This window comes from Cyanobium sp. Morenito 9A2, assembly GCF_024345575.1.
GTDB lineage: Bacteria > Cyanobacteriota > Cyanobacteriia > PCC-6307 > Cyanobiaceae > ATX-6F1.
Map to the genome: position 1 here is coordinate 330,430 of NZ_JAGQBJ010000001.1, position 19,329 is coordinate 349,758.

General features: G+C 67.6%; 22 protein-coding genes. 14 read left to right on the plus strand and 8 right to left on the minus strand.

The annotated features are described in order from the left end of the window. Positions 1–32: 32 nt before the first annotated feature. Positions 33–419, minus strand: coding sequence for a hypothetical protein (locus KBY88_RS01745; protein WP_254938161.1), 387 nt, complete (start codon positions 417–419; stop codon positions 33–35). Positions 420–627: 208 nt separating this feature from the next. Between KBY88_RS01745 and KBY88_RS16365 the strand changes: the two genes are divergently transcribed. The 4 genes from KBY88_RS16365 to KBY88_RS01765 all read left to right on the plus strand — a co-directional run bounded on the left by KBY88_RS16365 (position 628) and on the right by KBY88_RS01765 (position 5,660). Beyond that, a complete protein-coding gene (locus KBY88_RS16365; protein ID WP_514130633.1) occupies positions 628–1,392 on the plus strand; it encodes a YcgJ family protein in 765 nt (254 codons plus the stop codon). Positions 1,393–1,685: 293 nt separating this feature from the next. Further along, entirely contained in the window at positions 1,686–1,907 is a 222-nt protein-coding gene (locus tag KBY88_RS01755; RefSeq protein ID WP_254938163.1) for a hypothetical protein, read from the plus strand. Positions 1,908–2,185: 278 nt separating this feature from the next. Next, entirely contained in the window at positions 2,186–4,951 is a 2,766-nt protein-coding gene (locus KBY88_RS01760) for a cation-translocating P-type ATPase (protein ID WP_254938164.1), read from the plus strand. 43 nt (positions 4,952–4,994) lie between these two features. Next, on the plus strand, positions 4,995–5,660 hold the full coding sequence (locus tag KBY88_RS01765; protein ID WP_254938165.1) for a DedA family protein: 666 nt from the start codon (positions 4,995–4,997) through the stop codon (positions 5,658–5,660). 39 nt (positions 5,661–5,699) lie between these two features. Here KBY88_RS01765 and KBY88_RS01770 read toward each other — a convergent pair whose 3' ends face one another. Further along, a complete protein-coding gene (locus KBY88_RS01770; RefSeq protein ID WP_254938166.1) occupies positions 5,700–6,209 on the minus strand; it encodes an HdeD family acid-resistance protein in 510 nt (169 codons plus the stop codon). 130 nt (positions 6,210–6,339) lie between these two features. Between KBY88_RS01770 and KBY88_RS01775 the strand changes: the two genes are divergently transcribed. From KBY88_RS01775 to KBY88_RS01800, 6 genes are read left to right on the plus strand one after another with little or no spacing between them, the layout of a single operon-like run. Beyond that, the gene (locus KBY88_RS01775) at positions 6,340–6,837 is read left to right on the plus strand and encodes a DUF2231 domain-containing protein (RefSeq protein ID WP_254938167.1); all 498 of its coding nucleotides are present in this window, start codon (positions 6,340–6,342) and stop codon (positions 6,835–6,837) included. Then, positions 6,837–7,424: a DUF2231 domain-containing protein gene (locus KBY88_RS01780; RefSeq protein ID WP_254938168.1), complete on the plus strand. Its 588-nt coding sequence runs from the start codon at positions 6,837–6,839 to the stop codon at positions 7,422–7,424. Before KBY88_RS01775 ends, KBY88_RS01780 begins: the two co-directional genes overlap by 1 nt. Next, positions 7,421–8,344, plus strand: coding sequence for a cytochrome c oxidase subunit II (locus KBY88_RS01785; RefSeq protein ID WP_254938169.1), 924 nt, complete (start codon positions 7,421–7,423; stop codon positions 8,342–8,344). Before KBY88_RS01780 ends, KBY88_RS01785 begins: the two co-directional genes overlap by 4 nt. A gap of 3 nt (positions 8,345–8,347) precedes the next feature. Continuing rightward, a complete protein-coding gene (locus tag KBY88_RS01790; RefSeq protein ID WP_254938170.1) occupies positions 8,348–10,039 on the plus strand; it encodes a cytochrome c oxidase subunit I in 1,692 nt (563 codons plus the stop codon). Further along, entirely contained in the window at positions 10,036–10,647 is a 612-nt protein-coding gene (locus KBY88_RS01795) for a cytochrome c oxidase subunit 3 (RefSeq protein WP_254938171.1), read from the plus strand. Before KBY88_RS01790 ends, KBY88_RS01795 begins: the two co-directional genes overlap by 4 nt. Before the next feature lie 10 nt (positions 10,648–10,657). Continuing rightward, a complete protein-coding gene (locus tag KBY88_RS01800) occupies positions 10,658–12,172 on the plus strand; it encodes a GMC oxidoreductase (RefSeq protein WP_254938172.1) in 1,515 nt (504 codons plus the stop codon). Between the two features lie 1,281 nt (positions 12,173–13,453). Here the strand turns inward: KBY88_RS01800 and KBY88_RS01805 are convergent. The 4 genes from KBY88_RS01805 to KBY88_RS01820 all read right to left on the minus strand — a co-directional run bounded on the left by KBY88_RS01805 (position 13,454) and on the right by KBY88_RS01820 (position 15,636). Beyond that, positions 13,454–14,278 carry a hypothetical protein gene (locus KBY88_RS01805; RefSeq protein WP_254938173.1) on the minus strand — a complete coding sequence of 275 codons (825 nt, stop codon included), beginning with the start codon at positions 14,276–14,278 and terminating at the stop codon, positions 13,454–13,456. A gap of 106 nt (positions 14,279–14,384) precedes the next feature. Continuing rightward, positions 14,385–14,750, minus strand: a complete 366-nt coding sequence (locus tag KBY88_RS01810; protein ID WP_254938174.1) for an ExbD/TolR family protein — start codon at positions 14,748–14,750, stop codon at positions 14,385–14,387. Further along, positions 14,747–15,100, minus strand: a complete 354-nt coding sequence (locus tag KBY88_RS01815; protein ID WP_254938175.1) for a hypothetical protein — start codon at positions 15,098–15,100, stop codon at positions 14,747–14,749. Before KBY88_RS01815 ends, KBY88_RS01810 begins: the two co-directional genes overlap by 4 nt. Further along, a complete protein-coding gene (locus tag KBY88_RS01820) occupies positions 15,097–15,636 on the minus strand; it encodes a MotA/TolQ/ExbB proton channel family protein (RefSeq protein WP_254938176.1) in 540 nt (179 codons plus the stop codon). The genes KBY88_RS01815 and KBY88_RS01820 overlap by 4 nt, the downstream gene beginning before the upstream one ends. A 125-nt stretch (positions 15,637–15,761) precedes the next feature. On the opposite strand from KBY88_RS01820, the gene cysK reads away from it, so the two are divergent. From cysK to KBY88_RS01835, 3 genes are all read left to right on the plus strand, one after another. Beyond that, positions 15,762–16,742, plus strand: coding sequence for a cysteine synthase A (cysK, locus tag KBY88_RS01825; RefSeq protein WP_254938177.1), 981 nt, complete (start codon positions 15,762–15,764; stop codon positions 16,740–16,742). Between the two features lie 8 nt (positions 16,743–16,750). Next, positions 16,751–17,230, plus strand: a complete 480-nt coding sequence (locus KBY88_RS01830) for a CAAD domain-containing protein (RefSeq protein ID WP_254938178.1) — start codon at positions 16,751–16,753, stop codon at positions 17,228–17,230. Positions 17,231–17,367: 137 nt separating this feature from the next. Further along, the gene (locus tag KBY88_RS01835) at positions 17,368–17,778 is read left to right on the plus strand and encodes a 4a-hydroxytetrahydrobiopterin dehydratase (protein WP_396102321.1); all 411 of its coding nucleotides are present in this window, start codon (positions 17,368–17,370) and stop codon (positions 17,776–17,778) included. Here KBY88_RS01835 and KBY88_RS01840 read toward each other — a convergent pair. Together KBY88_RS01840 and KBY88_RS01845 are read right to left on the minus strand one after the other, a co-directional pair. Continuing rightward, complete coding sequence (locus KBY88_RS01840; protein ID WP_254938179.1) at positions 17,696–18,331, minus strand: pentapeptide repeat-containing protein; 636 nt, start codon at positions 18,329–18,331, stop codon at positions 17,696–17,698. The genes KBY88_RS01835 and KBY88_RS01840 overlap by 83 nt on opposite strands. Continuing rightward, a complete protein-coding gene (locus KBY88_RS01845) occupies positions 18,332–18,637 on the minus strand; it encodes an ArsR/SmtB family transcription factor (RefSeq protein ID WP_254938180.1) in 306 nt (101 codons plus the stop codon). A 200-nt stretch (positions 18,638–18,837) separates the two neighbouring features. On the opposite strand from KBY88_RS01845, the gene KBY88_RS01850 reads away from it, so the two are divergent. Next, positions 18,838–19,296, plus strand: a complete 459-nt coding sequence (locus KBY88_RS01850; protein WP_254938181.1) for a hypothetical protein — start codon at positions 18,838–18,840, stop codon at positions 19,294–19,296. Positions 19,297–19,329: the final 33 nt, after the last annotated feature.

Genomic DNA, 19,329 nt, shown 5'->3' on the forward strand with positions numbered 1-19,329 from the left:
GCCGCTCGGCCGCCCTCGCTGCGGAACGGCTCTCAAGGCGCTGGAACGAAGGCGCAGCTGCCTGTGTCCACCGAGGGCTCGTTGTTGACCTGTTTCTTGACGGCCAGAGTCTGGCGGTTGAGCCGGAATTCCACCTCCACACTCACATCACGGCTGATGGACCGGGGGTAGATGAACACAATCTGATTCGGGGTATAGATCGCATTGAGCGTGAACCTTTGCTTGGTCGTGTTGATGAACTCCACGCTCTTCTTGGCCTCCTGGCTCTTCACGAACCAGCTCACGGTCCTGGCTGGATCGATGGCGTTGGAATCGGTGAAGGTGCACTTCAGCCAATTGGAACCGGCCTGGGCAGGGCCCGCCAGCAGGGTGGACAGACAGGCCAGCAGCAGGCTGCTGGCGCGGGAGGAGAACGACAACGAGGGTGCGACCTTCAGGAGGATTCAGGTTAGCTGGAGGGTTGCAATCCACCAGAGACCATGAGCTTGGACCTGTCGCTCAACACTGCCGTCCAGGACGGTTCCCGATGGGCTGCCGAGCTGCGGTTCGCGCAGACCATCGGAACCAACAACGTTGTGATCCCACGCCTCTGATGGGGTCCTGCCGCAGCGCCGTGAGACAGGAGGTGTGCCGGGCTCGTTCTGCCCACGGTCGGTCGCGGGGATCACGCTGCTTCCATGGCCTTCAGCCCCAGCAGATGACTCCAGACTCCGGGTATGCAAACGAATCATTGACAACCCCTTCACGCTCCCCCGGTGGGTTGCTGGCCCTTCATTTGGTGGGGCTGGCCCTGATCCACCCAGCCCCGGCGACGCCGCAGAGCTCCAGTTCCCCGCCGCCGGCGCGCTCTGCGATCCCGGTGCCTGGATCTGTTACAACCAGCGGGGCGTTTCGATCGACCTCCCCCAGACCGACCTGGGTGCCACGGCGGCCAAGAGGCTCATCCTCAGTCTTGGTGGACGCGCGCCCCTGCATCAGTTCCGACTCAGCAACGAAACCTCTTGCAGCCTTGGCGAACGGCGGTGCTGGAGCCGCCGCCAGCTGGATACGGCGCTCGCCGAGCGGCTGTTCATCCCCCCGGCCAACGGCATAATGGCCAACACCAGTGCCGCCCGGGAGGTGGAACGCTGCGGCCTGCGGCAGGTGCGTCGCAACGGCGCCACCCGCTCCGTGGTCAGCCTCAGCAATGGCACCACCTACAACGTCTTAAACCGCTGCGGCCAGCTCCTCCTGGTCGACAGCAGCGGCACCTGGCCCGTGGCCGTCGTCAGCCAGGGGTCCACCGGCCTTTTCCGCTGGCGGGGGACGGGCGGCTCAGCGCCACCCGTGAAGCCGACGGCCTGCCCTAAAACGGTAAGAGTGACAGCAATGGTCAGCCCACCAATGGCCTGAATAACATCATCCCACCCAGCAATGGCCAGTCCAGTTATGGGATTGATTGTGACAGAAAATTCTATAATGGTCGATATGTTTACGGCCAATGCATGAATGGCCCCTTCAATTCTGATGTCTACGGCAATCATGGTTTTGACCCCGGCACCGCCGGCGTCATCAACCTGATCCAGTCGCTGTTCCGCTGATGCTGGCCAGGCCGGTGCAGCGCACCGGTCTCGTCTGCCTGCAAGCTGGGCGGTTCACCTATCGAAGACTCTCTGTAAGCTTGCCGCGGTGCGCTTAGGGAGTCCGTGCGACGTCTGCTGATCCTGCCGCTCCTGGCGATCCCCGTGGCCCCCTTGCCGGCCCTCGCCCAGGCCAGTTGTGAGAACACGAAGGTGTTCAAGGGCGAGGCGCCCTCCGCGATCGTGCAGCAGGCCTTTTCCGAACGCTTCGATCGGCCGATGAAGGCAGTGAGCTGCAACGACGACGGCACCTGCACGCAGACCTGGGGCAAGAAGTGCCAGAGCTGATGGCATGAACGGAGCACCCAAGGTTGGTCTCCTCCCCCCACCCCTTGACTTAAACGGCCGTAAGGACCTGGGTTCTTGAGGACGGGAACAGCGATTCGTTGCCATGGCGGCTGGCCCACAGCGCCCATGGGACGGGATTGCTCCAGCGCGTCATGGACGGTAGGCCTTGTCCTGCGGCGCCCCCTTGGAAGGGCGAGGGTGATGAATCCCGGTCCCCTTCCGCTGGAGCGGAACCAACGCACCCATCCAATAGCTTGGCGCCAGCTGAGACCCATGCGTTGAACGCTGCCGCCCCCGGGAGACCCTGGCATGCTCTGGCACCGGCAGCGTGCCTCCAATCACTTGGGGCCAGCACCGACGGTCTGAGCACGGCCCAAGGCGCCGAACGCCTGGCCAGGCTGGGGCTCAACCGGCTGGAGTTGAAGGCCGGGCGCAGCAACCTGCGCATCCTCTGGGATCAGTTCAGCAACGTGATGCTGATCATGCTGCTGGGGGTGGCGGCGGCCTCGGCAGGGGTGGCCTATGCCGCCCAGCGCTTCCCCAAGGATGCGCTCGCCATCGTGCTGATCGTCGGCCTCAACGCCCTGCTCGGCTACCTGCAGGAAAGCCGCGCCCAGCAGGCACTCCAGGCCCTGCGCGCCATGGCCCAACCCCTGGTGACGGTGCGCCGTGACGGGATCTGGGAACGGCTCTCCAGCGAGAAGCTGGTGCCGGGCGACCTGATCCGGGTGGAAGCCGGTGATCGGGTGCCCGCCGATGCCCGTCTGCTGGAGGTGGCTGAACTGGGTCTGCGGGAGGCGGCGCTCACCGGCGAGGCCGAGGCCGTGACCAAGCAGGCCGTTCTGGTGCTTGATCCGGCCACTCCGGTGCTGGAGCGCAGGAACTGTCTCTTTCAGGGCACTGAGGTGGTGCGTGGCCGCGGCCTGGCGGTGGTCACGGCCACGGGCATGGAGACGGAGCTTGGCAAGATCGCCCAACTCATCAACACCGCTGGCGGCGAGTCGACGCCTCTCCAGGACCGGCTCGATGGCCTGGCCAACGTGCTGGTGGCCTCAGCCCTGGCCCTGGTGGCTGCGGTGGTGCTGCTGGGCTGGCTGATGGGTCAGCGGCTGCTGGATCTGCTGGAGGTGGCCCTGTCGATGGCGGTGGCGATCGTGCCCGAGGGCTTGCCGGCGGTGATCACCGTCACCCTGGCGATCGGCACCCAGCGGATGGTGCAACGGGCCGCCCTGATCCGCCGCCTGCCGGCGGTGGAGGCCCTCGGCTCAGTCACGGTGATCTGCACCGACAAGACCGGCACCTTGACCCTCAATCGCCAGGTGGTGCAGGAGCTGCGCAGCGGCACTCGCTCCCTGGCCGTCAGTGGCCACGGCTATGACCCCCGTGGCGGCTTCACATCCACCGCGCTCCCGCCGCCCAACGGCGCCAGGACCGGCGTGGCCCCCGGTGCCAGCGACCTGCTGCTGCAGGCGGGGGTGCTCTGCAGCGACGCCGAACTGAAGCAGGAGCCCGACGGCCGCTGGGAGATCCTCGGTGATCCGACTGAAGGGGCCTTGGTGGTGGCCGCCGCCAAGGCTGACCTCGATGGCTTCGCCCTGCGCAGCCATTACAGGCGGGAGGCCGAGATTCCCTTCAGCTCGGAGCGTCAGCTGATGGCCGTCTGGGTGCAGGACCTCCAGGGCAGCCTGCAGGCCCCCCTCGGGGAATGCGCCGCCGGTTCCTTCACCCTGTTGATCAGCAAAGGGGCTCCCGAGGTCATCCTCCTCACCTGTGATCGCTGGCTCGATGGCTCCGGCGTGGCGGCCCTCCGTGAGGACCAGCGTCAGTGGTGGCTGGAGCAAGCCCGCAGCCTCGCCGCCTCCGGCCTGCGGGTGCTCGCCTTTGCCTGCGCTCCCCATCACTCCAGCCCGGAGCAGGCCCTCGACCACCAGGTGCTGCTGGGGCTGATGGCCCAGCTGGATCCCGCCCGCCCGGAAGTTGCCGTTGCGGTGGCCCGCTGCCGGGAAGCCGGCATCCGGCCGGTGATGATCACCGGCGATCACCCCCTCACGGCCCGCGCCATCGGCGTCACGATCGGCCTGGTGGACGAGGGTGCCGAGGTGGTGCTCGGAAAGCAGCTGGAGGACGCCGACTCCAGCACCCTCGCCGCGATCGTCGGCCGCTGCAACGTCTACGCGAGGGTTACCCCCGAACAGAAGCTGCGCATCGTCAAGGCCCTGCAGGGGCTGGGTCAGGTGGTCGCGATGACGGGGGATGGCGTCAACGACGCCCCGGCCCTCAAACAGGCCCACATCGGCGTGGCCATGGGCATCACCGGCACGGAGGTGAGCAAGGAGGCCTCCGACATGGTGCTGCTCGACGACAACTTCGCCACGATCGTCAACGCGGTGGAGCAGGGCCGGCTGGTGTACGCCAACATCCGCCGCTTCATCAAGTACATCCTCGGCAGCAACGTGGGGGAACTGATCACGATCGCCTCGGCGCCCCTGTTGGGTCTGGCCGGTGTGCCGATGACGCCGCTGCAGATCCTCTGGATGAATCTGGTCACCGATGGGGTGCCCGCCCTTGCCCTCGCCCTGGAGCCCGGAGAGGCCGGGCTGATGCAGCGCCCGCCCGCAGAGCCCGGGGAATCGATCTTTGCCCGGGGCGTGGGCCGCTACATCCTGCGCATCGGTGTGGTGTTCGCTGCGATCACGATCACGATGATGGTCTACGCCTCCAGTGTCGGCGCCCCCTGGAAGACGATGGTCTTCACCATGCTCTGCCTGGCCCAGATGGGCCATGCCCTGGCGGCGCGCAGCGACCGGCCCCTGGTGCAGGTGGCCCCCCTCTCCAACCCCTGGCTGCTCTGGGCCGTGGTCCTCACCACCGTTTTGCAGCTGGCTCTGCTCTACGTTCCCGTGCTGGCACGCTTCTTCGGAACGGTGCCTCTCTCCGCTCCCGATCTGGCCATCTGCGTGGGCTTCAGTCTCCTGTTCTTCCTTTACCTGGAACTCGAGAAGGTGTGGCGCCTCTGGCGCCGCAGCCTCCGCGCCGATACCTGAGGCTTCCTGGCCTGGTTCTCCCCTCCGCCCTTTAGACCTGGCGATGCCACCACTCGATCTTCAGGGTTTCGTTGCCGCCCTCCCGGATGTGCTCCTCAAGGCGGTGGAGACCAATCCTTTGCTGGGTTACGGGGTCATCGCGCTGGTGATGTTGCTGGAGAACGTGGTTCCACCGATTCCTTCGGAAGTGGTGATGCCCCTGGCTGGTTTCCTGGTGCAGCAGGGCAAGCTTGAACTGGTGCCCGTCATGCTCGCCGGACTGCTGGGTACGGTCCTGGGCGCCTGGTTCTGGTACGGCGTGGGCCGCCTCATCAATGAGGAGCATCTTGAGCACTGGGTGGCGCGCCACGGCCGTTGGCTGGGGGTCCATCCCGAAGCCCTGGCCACCAGCCGCCGCTGGTTCAACCGCCATGGTGTCGCGGTCGTCTTCTGGGGCCGGGTGGTGCCTGGGGTGCGCACCCTGGTGTCGGTGCCGGCGGGCATGGAGCTGATGCCGCAGCGCACATTCCTGCTCTGGACCACGGCGGGAAGCGCTCTCTGGCTCTTGTTCCTGCTGGTGGCGGGCCAGGCTTTGGGGGAGGGTTACAAGCAGATCGCCCTCTGGATCGAGCCGATCGCGCAGGTGATGATCTGGGTTGTGGTGGCGGCCCTTGGTGTGGTCCTGGCCTGGGTGGCGATCAAGGCCATTCAGCGGCTGCTGCGGGACTGAGGCTCGCCTTCCGCTCCCAGCGCGGCTCCCCTTCCCCTCTCAAGCGGCGGGAGCTTTGGGTGCCGTGATCAGGTTGATTGCTGAGAAGAACAGGGCCACACCGAAGAGGGTGCCGATGGCCCAGAAGCTGTCGCTCGGCCATTCGGCCACCAGCATTCCTCCCAGGATGGCCGTCACGACGCCATCGACGATCACCAGCCCCCGGGCCTGGCCGGAACCAGCGGCGGCGCCGGCCAGCTCCATCACCCCTTCGAACACCAGCAGCAGGCCGGCCAGCAGCGTCAGGCTCACTTCACTGTCGACGGGGTAGGCCAGGATCCAGGCGCCGCCGGCCAGGTAGAAGAGGCCGGAGAGGCCGCGGAAGAGTTTGGCGTTCAGCTCCCCCTCGCCCGTGAGCCGCAGCAACTGGGCCACCCCGGCGGCGATCGCCACACCGCCGATGGCGATCGTCAACGCCGTTGCCGATACGAACGGCAGCAGGATCGAGAGGGCGGCGGCGATGAACAGCAGCACCGCCGTGATCAAGCGCAGGGTGGGATTGGTGATCATGCGTTCGGGGGCCGAGTGAGGCAGAGGCAAGTTTAGGAGCCCCAACCGTGAAGGCTTTTGGTGACATTGGCCGAACCCCCTGCCGTTGGCCGACACACTGGAACCAAGCGCATCCAGATGGAAGCGGTCCATGCTCGAGCTGCTTCCAGCCCTCAACGACCGCAACCTGCCCTGGCCGGACACTCTGCACCCGATCGTGGTGCACTTCGTGATCGCCTCGGCCCTGCTGGTGGTCGTGTTCGATCTGATTGCCTTGGTCGCCAGGAAGCCGGCGCTGCTGGAGGTGAGCTTCTGGAACCTGCTGGTGGCCACGGCCACGATTTTTGTGGCGATCATCGTCGGCCAGGTGGAGGCGGGTCTGGCCAACCCCTACGGAGCCTCGCGCGAACTGCTCAACCAGCACACCACCCTGGGCTGGGCCCTGGCCGGGGTGCTCTCCGTGCTCACGGCCTGGCGCTACGTGATCCGGCTCCGTGATCCCCAGCAGCTCCCCCTAGCCTTTCTGGGTGCCGGTGCGCTCCTGGGTGCCCTGGTGGTGGTGCAGGTGGTGCTGGGGGACCGGCTGATCTGGGTCTACGGCCTGCACACGGTGCCGGTGGTCGATGCCCTGCGCCGGGGGCTGGTCTGATGAATCCCGAGCTGGCCTTCGGCGCCAATGGCTTGCCCTACGGCCTGCCGATTCACCCCAACCTCGTGCACCTGAGCATCGGTCTGTATGCGGTGGCGATCGGCTTCGACACCATTGGCGCCCTCTACCCGCTTGAGAAGCGGGTCTTCCGCTTTTTGGCGCTGCCCGTCACCCGTTCCGGTTTCCACGATGTGGGCTGGTACAACCTGCTGGCCAGCGCCCTGCTCAGCTTCCTCACGGTGGCCAGCGGTTTCTACGAGATGTTGCTGGCCGATCCGCTGGAGGGTGTGCTCAGTGCCTTTGGCCTCGGCAGCCAGGTGACGATGCTCTGGCACGGGGTGGGTGGGGTGGCCCTGCTGCTGTTGCTGGTGTTGATGGCGATCTGGCGGGGCTACCAACGCTTTGCCTGGCGCAAGGACATGGGCCGCCAGGTGCAGTGGAGCTACCTCTTGGCGGGCGTCTCGATCGCCGTCTTGATGGGGGTGCACGGCACCCTTGGGGCCCAGCTGGCCGGGGAGTTTGGCGTGCACATCACGGCGGCTCAATTGCTCGCTTCCGGGGCTGATCTGCGGGAGGCGTTGCCATGATCCGCTTCGTACTGCTCAGCGCCTGGATCGGCCTGCTGGTGGTGGCCAGCCACTGGATGGGGCAGGAGGCCTACCGCTGGTTCCCCGTGCAGGCCTCCAATGCCGCGCCGCTGGTGGATGACCTGTTCAGCCTCGAGACCGCCATTGGCACGTTTGTGTTTCTGGGGGTGCTTTCGGTGCTGCTCTGGGTGCTGCTGTTCAACCGCGCCGAGAAGTACGACCAGGAGGATGGCCCACCGATGGAGGGCAACACGCGGCTGGAGATCGTCTGGACGGTGATTCCACTGGTGATCGTCATGGCCATCGCCGTGGTCAGCATCCGCGTGAACCGCGAGCTCGGGGTGCTCGGCCCCATGGAGCACGTGCACGGAGGCGAGCTGATCGAGGCGATGGACCATGGCCCTGGGGCTTCCGCTGCGGGATCGGGTTCGCTTCAAGTCGATGTGATTGCCCGCCAGTGGTCGTGGGAGTTCCGCTACCCCGGCGCCCAGGTTTCGGCCACCGAGTTGCACCTGCCGCTTGATGTTCCGGTCACGTTCAAGCTCACCTCCCCGGATGTGCTGCACGGCTTCTACGTGCCCGCCTTCCGGCTCAAGCAAGACGTGGTCCCCGGCCGGGCGATCGATTTTTCGCTGACCCCCACCCGAAGCGGCCGCTACCGGCTGCGGGATTCCCAGTTCAGCGGCGCCTGGTTCGCCGCCAACCAGGCCGATGTCGTGGTCGAGTCGCCTGAGGCGTTCGGCTCCTGGCTGGAGGCGGCCAGCCACCAGCCCCTGCAGCCGGGCCTGAGCGTGGCCGCCGACGAGGCCGAACGGCTCGCGCGCCAGCCGGCGGGCGGCATCCGCTGGGCCACGGTGCCCCCCGCCCCGCCTCCTTTGGTCAACGTGCCTGGCTCCAATTCCCTCCCCCACGACGCCTGAGCGATGACCGTTCTCACCCCCACCAGCCCCAGCCCTTCTCCACCGAAGTCATCGCCGCCTACCTGGTTGCGGTATTTCAGCTTCTGCACCGATGCCAAGGTGATCGGCATCCAGTACGTGGTGCTGTCGTTTGTCTTTTTCTTGATCGGTGGCTTTCTGGCGATGGTGATGCGGGGGGAACTGCTCACCCCGGCGGCTGATCTGGTGGATCGCACGGTCTACAACGGGCTGTACACCATGCACGGCACGATCATGTTGTTCCTGTTCACCTTTCCGGTGCTGAACGGGTTCAACAACCTGCTGATCCCGGTGATGATCGGCGCCCCGGATATGGCCTTCCCGCGCCTCAATGCGCTGGCATTCTGGATGTTTCCTGTCTTCGGTCTGGTGCTGATCGCCAGTTTCTTTGTTCCCGGCGGACCGGCCTCGGCGGGGTGGTGGTCGTACCCGCCCATCAGCGTCCAGAACCCCTTGGGCCATCTGATCAACGGTGAATCCCTCTGGATCCTTGCTGTGGCCCTCTCGGGCATTTCTTCGATCCTGGGTGCGCTCAATTTCGTGACCACGATCCTGCGCATGCGGGCCCCGGGGATGGGCCTGTTCCGCATGCCGATCTTCTGCTGGACGGCCTTGGCGGCCCAGACGATCCAGCTGATCGGCCTTCCGGCGCTCACGGGCGGCGCCGTGATGCTGCTGCTCGATCTCACCGTGGGCACCACGTTCTACGACCCGACCGGCGGTGGTGATCCGGTGCTCTATCAGCACTTCTTCTGGTTCTATTCGCACCCGGCGGTGTACGTGATCATCCTGCCCGTGTTCGGCATCTTCTCGGAGCTGTTTCCCGTCTATGCCCGAAAGCCGCTGTTCGGCTATCCCTTTGTGGCGATCGCCTCGTTCGTGATCGTGGGCCTGGGGCTGATCGTGTGGGTGCACCACATGTTTCCCAGTGGCGTGAGCCAGTGGATGCGCGATCTGTTCATGGTCACCACGATGCTGATCGCCGTGCCCACCGGCGTGAAGGTGTTCGCCTGGCTGGGCACCCTCTGGGGGGGAAAGCTGAAGCTCACCACTCCCATGCTGTTTGCCCTCGGCGGTCTGATCAACTTCGTGTTCGCGGGCATCACCGGCATCATGCTGGCTACGGTCCCGATTGACATCCACGTCAACAACACCTACTTCGTGGTGGGCCATTTCCACTACGTGATCTATGGCGCCGCCGTGATGGGAATCTTCGCGGCCATCTACCACTGGTTCCCCAAGTTCACCGGCCGCATGCCCTACGAGGGTCTCGGCAAGCTCCACTGCCTGCTCACGTTTGTGGGAGCCAATCTCAACTTCCTGCCCATGCACCCCCTCGGGCTGATGGGCATGCCGAGGCGGGTGTCCTCCTACGACCCGGAGTTCGCGTTCTGGAACGTGCTCGCCAGCCTCGGAGCCTTTCTGCTGGGGGTCTCGATCATCCCCTTCCTGCTCAACATGGTCAGTTCGGTCGTGCGTGGCGAGCCGGCGGGCGCGAATCCCTGGCGGGCGATCGGCCTGGAGTGGCTGTTGCCCTCGCCGCCACCGATCGAGAATTTCGAAGACCACGTGCCCACGGTGATCAGCGCGCCCTACGGCTATGGCACGGGCAAGCCCCTGGTGGAGCACCAGGGGGAGATTGAGCTTGCCCTGGCGCTTCTTGAGGGAAGGGCATGAGCACCTCAAGCCCCCTCGACCCCTCGGCCGCGCCCGATCCGGCCGCCCACGGCGAGCACGGGGGGCATCCCAATTTCACGCTCACGGGTTTCGTGATCTTTCTGCTTTCAGAGAGCGTGATCTTTCTGGCGTTCTTCAGTGGCTACACCGCCCTGAAGCTCAGCGCCACCGCTTGGTTGCCCTCCGGTGTGGAGGGCCTGGAGTGGCAGACCCCTCTGATCAATTCGGTGGTCCTGGTGTCGAGTTCCGGCACAATCGCTCTGGCCGAGTGGTTCAAGCACCGCGGCTCCCTCTGGGGCTTCCGCGCCTTCTGGCTGCTCACCATGGCCATGGGGGCCTACTTCCTGCTTGGCCAGGCGCAGGAATGGCGTTCCCTCAGCTTCGGTTTCACCGATGGCACCTTTGGCGGCACCTTCTATCTGCTCACCGGGTTCCACGGCCTGCATGTGGCCACCGGCATCCTGTTGATGGCGCTGATGCTGCTCAAGTCGTTTCTCCCGGGCAACTACGACGGCGGCGAGCAGGGGGTGGTGGCCACGTCCCTGTTCTGGCATTTCGTCGATGTGATCTGGATCCTGCTGTTTCTGCTGCTTTACGTGTGGCGTTAGGAGTCCTGCCGTGATCATCGACGACCACACCTATGACCTGATCGTGATCGGCACCGGTGCCGGGGGCGGCACCCTGGCCGGCGCTCTTGCCGAGTGCGGCAAGAGCGTGTTGGTGCTGGAGCGGGGTGGGGCCATGGATCTCAGCGATCAGAACGTGGCGGATGTGGAGCTGGTTCGCAACAGCCGCTACCACCCCGGCGAGCAGTGGTTCGGCACCGACGGCGATCCGTTCCCACCCCAGATGATCTATGCCCTGGGGGGCAACAGCAAGATCTGGGGCGGGGTCCTTGAGCGTCTGCGCGAGCAGGACTTCGCCCCCCAAAGGCACCTCGATGGCTCCAGCCCCGGTTGGGAGCTGAGCTACGCCGATCTCGCCCCCCACTACGACCGGGCCGAGCGCTTGTACCACGTGCACGGTCGCCGCAGCGTCGACCCCACCGAGCCACCGCGCACGGGTGACTACCTGCATCCCCCCCGGAGCATCGAGCCGGTCCTGGAGAGCCTGCGCGCCGACCTGGCCCGCCAGGGTGTCACCGCCTACGACCTGCCGATCAGCTGGTCCGCGTCGCCGCTGGATCCGAGCGGCGATGCCGAGCGTTTCGGGGTGGATGTGGCGGAGCTATCCGCCCAGGTGACGTTGCGCACGGGTGCCCGGGTGATACGTCTGCACGTCAACCCCAGTGGCCGCGAGGTGAAGGGGGTGCAGGCGGAGATCGATGGTCAGAACTGGCTGTTCACCGGCCACGTGGTGGTGCTGGCTGCCGGCGCCGTCAACAGCGCCGCCCTGCTGCTGCGCTCCTGCAATGACCAGCATCCCGAGGGCCTCGCCAACGGCTCGGGCCAGGTGGGCCGCAATCTGATGAAGCCCCAGCTCTCCTCCATCCTGCAGCTGGCCGCCCATCCCGATTCAGGGCGTTACGGCCCTGGTCTGGGGATCAACGACTACTACTGGGGCGACAAGAACGTGTCGGTGCCGCTGGGGCAGATCCGCAACGGTGGTGGTGTGCTTCAGGACCCCCTGTTCGCCGAATCGCCCCCCCTGCTGTCCCTGGTCACTCGGCTGTTGCCCAACAGCCTGCTGGAGCAGTTGGCCGTGCGCACGGTCAGCTGGTGGGCGAGCAGCGGCGTTCGGCCTGATCCCGCCAACCGCGTCAGCCTGCGCGGCGAAGGACTGCAGATCACCTACACCCCCAACAACCGTGAGGCCCACGACCGCCTCGTCTACCGCTGGCTCTCCACGATCAAGGCGCTTGAAGCCGACCCCGCCACCACGGTGGTGCGCGCTTTCCCCCTCCATCCCCGTGGCGAGTCGCCCCTGGCGGTCCTGGGGTTCGCCTGCGGCACTGTCCGCATGGGCAGCGATCCTACCCGATCCGTGGTGGACCTCCAGGGGAGGAGCCATCAGCTCGTCAACCTCTACGTGGCTGACGCCAGCGTCTTTCCGACCTGCCCTGCCGTGGGCCCGGCGCTCACGGTCATTGCCCTGGCCCTGCGGCTGGCGGAACATCTCAAGCGAGTGCTATAGAGCCCCTGATCGTGCCGTTCCTGGGGGCGCTCAGGCAGGCCCGACAGCCGCCGGCGGTTGAAGCGTTGCTCCAGCAGGCAGGCATGGTTCAGGGGGCGACGAAGGCCAGGGCGAAGGCCACGGCCCGAGGCAGCAGCGCCTGGCGCTTCGTTGCCCCGGGACTGCTAGGTCCACTGGCAGGTGTCCCCTCCAGGGGCGGATACCGAGCACCCTCTGGCCCCACTGGAGAGCGTCGATGCAGGGCAGCGGCCCATCGTGGCTGGTGGGGCCGGAGAGCCCACCCCGATCGGGACGTTGTCGCCCCGGCCGATCAACAGCGACCAGCCCCGCCAACCCAGGGCGCCGGCGGTGGCGATCGCAGGATCGATGGCACGAACAGGGAAGCGCCCTGACAGGCGAACCGCGCCCTGCCCTCAGCGCGGCTCCAGGTGGGTGTCGGACTGGCGCCCTTTCGATGCGAACCCGCCCCGCCTCAGGTTGAGGATCGCGCGGACGAACGAGCGGAAAGAGAGCGCAGGGAGGGTAAGAGCAGCCCCCAAGGGGCCGAAGCCGCCCATGGGCCGCATCGGCTCGGTGAGCTGCAGGGCGAAGGCCCCCATTAGCAAGGCACCAGGCCGCCCGGAACAGGGCCGAGATCCAGAGCACCACCGCCAGCCTTCGCGGCCAGGACACCTGACCGGCGGTGGCGCCAATGGTTCTCTCGAATCCGTGGATCAGCTCCATCGGCCCCTCCCTGGGTCCATGCGGTCGTCGAGCCACTGCCAGCCGATGGGGGCGTCCGTCGGCTGGTCCGCCCCCCAGCAGATGTGGGCCATGAACCTGCCGGTGGCCCCACGGCCTGCCCACGCCCCGTGACCGTCGCCGGCCCCATCGCTGCCACGCCCCAGCTTCACGCCCAAGCGCCCGGGCGGGTTGAACCGGATCGAGAGGCGCCCCTGGGCCCGTTCCGCTGCCCCGCCGCCACCAGTGGCCGCCGCGGCTCCTGCCCTGGCTCGCCGTCGGCATCGAGAAGCACCAGGCTGGCGCCGGAGGCCTGCCCAAGGCGGTGGGCAGGGCCCATTCTTTTCCGCTCCAGAGGCTTGAGCAGGTGGGGCAGGGTTCCCGCTCCGTCGCAGGCGGGATTCAGCAGCGTCATCCGTGGGGCTCCGGGCACGAATCCCTCCGGCAGGATGGGCCATCAGGACCCAACCGATCAGCCAGCCCATCAGGAGGGAGATCCCGATCGGATCGCTATCCCCACGGTGCCCGCCGGCGGCGCCTTTTCATCCTTTGCCGATCAGGCTAGGCAGGGTTGGAGGGGATTCCGTCCTTTTGCTGGATCAGCCAGAGCTCGTCACCCTCGACCCAGAGCAGCAGCCGGCTGGTGCCGTAGCTGATGGAGAGGCCATGGGGCTGGCTGAGCCCCAGACGGCGCACCAGGGCCAGGGGCAGGCTGCGCAGTTCCACTCCCTCGGGCAGATCCCCCAGGGCCGCAGGCCGTGGGGTCAGGGGCCGCCCCTTCTGCCACAGCGCCAGGAAGGGCTTTTCCCCCCCGGCGATCAACCGGAGATGACGACGGGCGATGGCGGCGGCGGCAGGGGTGGGGCTGCCCTTGTCACCGGATGTCTCCGCGGCCGCCCCATCGGCTGCTCCGCCGGGGGTGGGATCGAGGGCCGCCACGAGCCTGAAGGCCACGAGAGGGTCATCGGGCAGCCCTGCCAGCGAGGAGCGCTCGGCCGGCACCAATTCGGCCAGGCGCAGGGGCGGTGGCGCCGTGGGGACAGGGGGTCGGTTCGCCGCTCTCTGGGCAGCGCCGCGGCCGCTGCCAGCGGGTTTGGCGCCTCGCAGGGCCAAGACCGCTCCGCCGAAGGCCAGATCCGGGGGCGGGGGCGGCAGGGTGCTGTCCAGGGGCAGGGGGACCATGCTGAGGTTGGCGCGTCCCAGGCCCGTCAGTGGACCCATCTGTTGGCCCGCCAGCTGGCTGGCGCGGCGGCTGAAGCGCAGCAATTCAGGTGTGTCATCCCCACTGCTGAGCAGCGCCGGTGCCGGGCGGCGGGCGTCCAGGAGGCTCGCTCCCGCCAGCCACAGGGCATGCAGCGCCACTGCGATCCCCAGGGGCAAGACCATGGAACGCCAGCGCCGCGGCCAGCCGGCTGCCAGTGCGGCTGGGAGCCGAGTTGACACGGGCCGCCAGCGAGAACGCTGTCCAGGGAGGAGCCGTGGCGCCAGGCGCTCAAGGCTGGGCCGGAGGTGCGGGAAGTTGAACTTCGAAAGGAAGGACACCGAGTTCGAGCAGGGGAAGAACGGTCTGCACCACCCCCCAGGGGGCGGCCGGGTCGGGGATCAGGCGAATCCGGGCCTGGGGATTGAGTTGACCGGACTCCCGCAGCACCTGGGGCAACTGCTCCGGGGTGATCGGACGGTTCCACAGGCGCAGGCCGCCATCGGCGGCCAGGTGCAGGGCCACCACGCCCTGGTGGGCGGGCCGTTGGGCCAGCCGCTGGGGCACCACCAGCAGGGCCACCGCCAGCAGGGCGAGGGCCGTGGAGAGGGCCCCATAGGCAAGGCCATCGAGGCTGGCGGCGCTGCAGCGGGTCATCGCGGACCCTGGGCGAGTTCCAGGAGCACCGGCTGACGGCTCTGCTGGCGCAGCCAGGCCAGGGAGCGACTCACCTCGCCTGTGGCCAAGGCCGAGGAGACCAGCAGGCGGACGCTGCCCTCCGGCGGCGCGCTCTTCAACTGGGCCGCCAGGGCGACGGCACCGATGGGGGAGCCGTTAAGGAACCAGCTGCCGCCCCCAGCGCGCACCACCACCCAGGGGGCACGGCTCTCCTGGGGCGGCGCGAGGGTCACACGGGGGTCCTTCAGGCGCAGCAGCTCCGGCACGGTGGCCACCGCCGTCAACAGGACCACCGTGAGAGCGGTGAGGGCGAACAGAGGCGTGGTCATGGCTGACGCTCCAGGGCGAGGCGGAGGCCCGCCGTCTCCAGCTGCTGGCGTTGGCGTTCCAGCAGCCCCCGGTTGGTGCGCAGCACCACCGTGGCGATGAGAGCCACCACCAGCCCGAGCAAGGTGCTCACCAGCACCTGGGAGTAGCTGGTCAAGCTGGCGCCGCCGCTGGGCAGCACCAGCTGGGGGCCCAGCTCCGTCAGGGCCCGGATCAGCCCGGCGACGGTGCCGATGAGGCCCAGCAGGGGGCCGACCACGGCGGCGGCCTCCAGCACCGCCTCGCCACTGGTTCCCTGGCGTTCCAGTTGGCGCAGCAAAAGCTCCTGGCGCAGCTGCCCGTGCCCCTGGCCCGCGCTGCCCTGGAGCGCCTCCGCCAGTTGCCGCTCGACCCTGGCGGGACCGAGCCCCTGGCCGCGCCAGTAGCGGGCCCGATCGACGCCGATCGCCACCACCACGATTGAGAGCAGCAGCAGCGGCAGCACCGCCGGTCCGCCGTTCTGCAGTGCGGAGAGGCCCATCGCTTGCGACTCCGTCATGGTACCGAATCGGGGGAATTTACGGCGCAGCCAGCTCCCTGTGCGGTGTCTGCGGGACTTGACAGCCGGCCTTGGCCCGGACCGGAGGACTCCCTTAGGGTGCGCTCACCTACGACCACCCTTGGATGGGCGCCATTTTCGCCGACAACAGCCTGAGCATTGGCCACACCCCCCTGGTGCAGCTGAATCGGGTGGTTGGTGACACCACGGCGCGGGTGCTGGCGAAGATCGAGGGCCGTAACCCCGCCTACTCGGTCAAGTGCCGGATCGGTGCCGCGATGATCGCCCAGGCCGAAAAAGATGGTCTGCTGGGGCCTGGCAAGGAGCTGATCGAGCCCACCAGTGGCAACACCGGCATCGCCCTGGCCTTCGTCGCCGCCTCCCGTGGCATCAGGCTCACCCTGACGATGCCGGAGACGATGAGCCTGGAGCGGCGCAAGCTGCTCACGGCCTATGGCGCCCACCTGGAGCTCACCGAAGGCCGCCTCGGCATGAGTGGTGCCGTCGGCCGGGCCCAGGCGATCGCCGCCTCCGATCCCGAGCGCTACGTGCTGCTGCAGCAGTTCGCCAATCCCGCCAACCCCCAGGTGCACCACGACACCACCGGCCCGGAGATCTGGGAGCAGACCGATGGAGATGTCGACGTGTTCGTATCGGGGGTGGGCACCGGCGGCACCATCACCGGCGTCAGCCGCTACATCAAGCACACCCTGGGCAAGCCCCTCGTGTCGGTGGCCGTCGAGCCGATCAACAGCCCGGTGATCAGCCAGACCAAGGCGGGCGAGACGGTCAAGCCCGGACCCCACAAGATTCAGGGCATCGGTGCGGGGTTCGTGCCCGCCAACCTCGATCTCGATCTGGTGGATCGGGTCGAGCAGGTGAGCGATGAGGAAGCCGTGGCCATGGCCCGGCGCCTCGCCCGCGAGGAGGGCATCCTGGCCGGCATCTCCTGCGGGGCGGCCACGGTGGCGGCCGTGCGCCTGGCCCACGAACCCGCCCATGCCGGCCAGACGATCGTTGTGGTGCTGCCTGACTCCGGCGAGCGCTATCTCAGCTCGGTGTTGTTCGAAGGGGTCTTCAACGAGAAGGGCCTGGCGCCGGTCTGAAGCCTGTGGTGCTGCCCTTTTCCGATCCTTCCCCCGACGGCGGGGAGCCTGGCGATGCGCCGGCTCCGAAGCGCTTGATCCTCTCGATTCCCGTGGCGGAGGAGGGTCCCCTGGTGCCCGTCGCGGTGCCTCCGGAGCTTCCCTCCGCGCTCCCATCGGCGGGGCCGGCCCCAGCCCCATCGGTGCGGCTGCCCTACCCGGTGGTGCGGGAACTGCTGCGTCAGATCAGCGCGCTCCAGCTGGCGTCCCTGCGGGATCTCCTGCCGGTGCTGCAGGTGCTGGCGTTGGCGGTGGTGGCGGTGCTGGTGCTGCGGATCACCGGGGCCACCCTTTCGGCCATCGATGAGATCCCTCTGTTGGGCGGCCTGCTGGAGCTGGTGGGGGTGGTCAGCGTGCTGGGATTCGTGGCGCGCCAGGCTCTGCGTCAACGCAACCGGGCTGAATTGATGGTGCGCATCCGCAAGTTGCGCCGGGAGCTGCTCGGTTGAGCCGCTGCCTTCCGCCTGGAGGCAGGGCCGGTCCCGTGGGGCGGACCCTTGCGCTTCTTGGCGCTGTTGCACTGGTGCTCCCTTCGACCAACCCAGCCCACTGCGCCCCTGTGGAATCAGGCCGTTCAGGGGGGGCCATGGGGCCCTGCAGCGGCGCCAAGCTCGCTTCGTTTCCCGGGCTGCCCCAGTGGCGGCTGCTCAAGGGGAAACTGCACCGGGAGCTGCGCTTCGGTTCGTTCGTCGAGGCGTTCGGCTTCATGGCCCAGGTGGCCCTGATCGCCGAGGGGCTGGGGCACCATCCCGAATGGAGCAACGCCTACGACCGGGTGGTGATCGATCTGGTCACCCACGACGCCCGGCCTGATCCAGCCACCGGGCGTCAAGGAGCGATTACGGACCAGGATCTCGAGCTGGCCCGCCGCATCGAGGCGCTGCTCGCCGCGGGGGGTCCCCAGGCCCGTCGATTCAGCTCAGCAGGGCCTCCGCCAGCTGGGCCCCGTCCAGCTGGGCACCCCCTAACGGGCTGTCGCGCAGATCGCAACCCCTGAGGTCGGCTTCGCGCAGGTCAGCTTCTCGCAGGTTCGTGCCATAGAGGCAGGCCCCCTGGAAGTTGGCCCCCCGCAGTTGGGCTCCGCTCAGGCTGGCGAAACTGAGATCGGCGCCCCGGAAATCCGCCCCCCCCAGGTCGGTGAGCTGATCGAGGCCGGAGCGGAAGTCGGCTTCCATCAGGCGGCTGTCACGCCAACGGCTCCCGGCGGCCACCACCCCCCGCAGGCAGCAACGGTGCAGCAGGGCCCGCTCGAAGTCAGCCCCCTGCAGGCGCGAGCCGGAAAGGTCGGCCTCGTGCCACTGGGAATCCGCCGCCCGCAGATTCGAGAGGTCGGCGCCCCAGATCAGGGCCTGTTGGAAGCGGGCGCCGCTGACGTTCGCGCCGCTGAGATTGGCGTGGCCGAAGCGGGATTCCTGGAAACAGCCACCACTGAGGTCGCAGTGGGAGAGATCCAGCTCGCCGCCATCGACGTCGCTCAGCCTCAGGCCGGGGAAGGACCGTTGCCCGGCCGCCAGGGCCTCGCGCAGCGTATCGACGGTGGAGGGTTTCATCTAGATCGAGGCCGCCAGGGCATTGATCTTTTGGCGGCGGGAGGCCAGTAGCAGTTTTTCGCCCTGCTGCATCAGTTTGTACACACCTTTGTCGATCACCTCGTAGAACACCAGGCTGCCCTCGGGGCGGCGGCGCACCACCCCTGCGATGGTGAGAAGCTTCAGGTGTTTGGAGACCAGCGCCTGGCTGAGGCCGGTGCGCTCCACCACGGCCGTGACATTGAGGGCGCCGCCGCGCAGGGTGTCCAGCACCGCCAATCGGTTCGGTTCGGAGAACACCTTGAAGTAGTCGGCGAGGGCCTCCATGGGGCAGGTCGAAGCGGGGGGGAAGGGCGTGGGCGCCGCCCGACCGGCAAGACGTCCTCTGCATCGTGAATCTAAGCCGAGCGTGCCCGCATTGACCTGGGGCTGTTGCGGATCTGCTTTATCACGTTGGTGGCATGGGACTGGGGTCTGCCCAGGCGGCTTCGGCCTGTATTATCATGATGTCGTTATGTCGTTGATCGATGGCCACTGCGCTGTTGACGCCCCGGGTGCTGGATCGTCCGCTGCAGTCCTTCTGCTGGCCCCGGCACTGGTCCGAGCGCCGCCCCCTCCTGGAGCGCCAGCATGATCGCCTCGAAGCCCAGCTCGCGGGAATGATCGAGCGGCATGGCGACGGCCGCGTTGAGCTCGAACCCGACGAGGCCCAGAGGGAATGGAGGGACGGCGCGCGGCTGCTGCGGCAGCTGAGGCTGCACCTGAGGCTTGAGGAGCGTTGGCTGGCCGAGGCCCGGGTCCTTTGCGGCGGTCACCGCGTCAGTCACCGCCAGGCGGCCGAGAGGGCGATCACGGGCTTTCGCGAGGGCGGTCACAGGCGCCTGGCGCGGCTGCAGTGGCTGTTGGAGATCCAGGTGTGGTTCGACCACCACCGCCTGGGGGCCGATGCTATCGCCTACGCCCGCGCCCAGGGCACCAGCGGTTGACGCGCCAGCGAACCGCCAGCCAGCCCCTGCTTC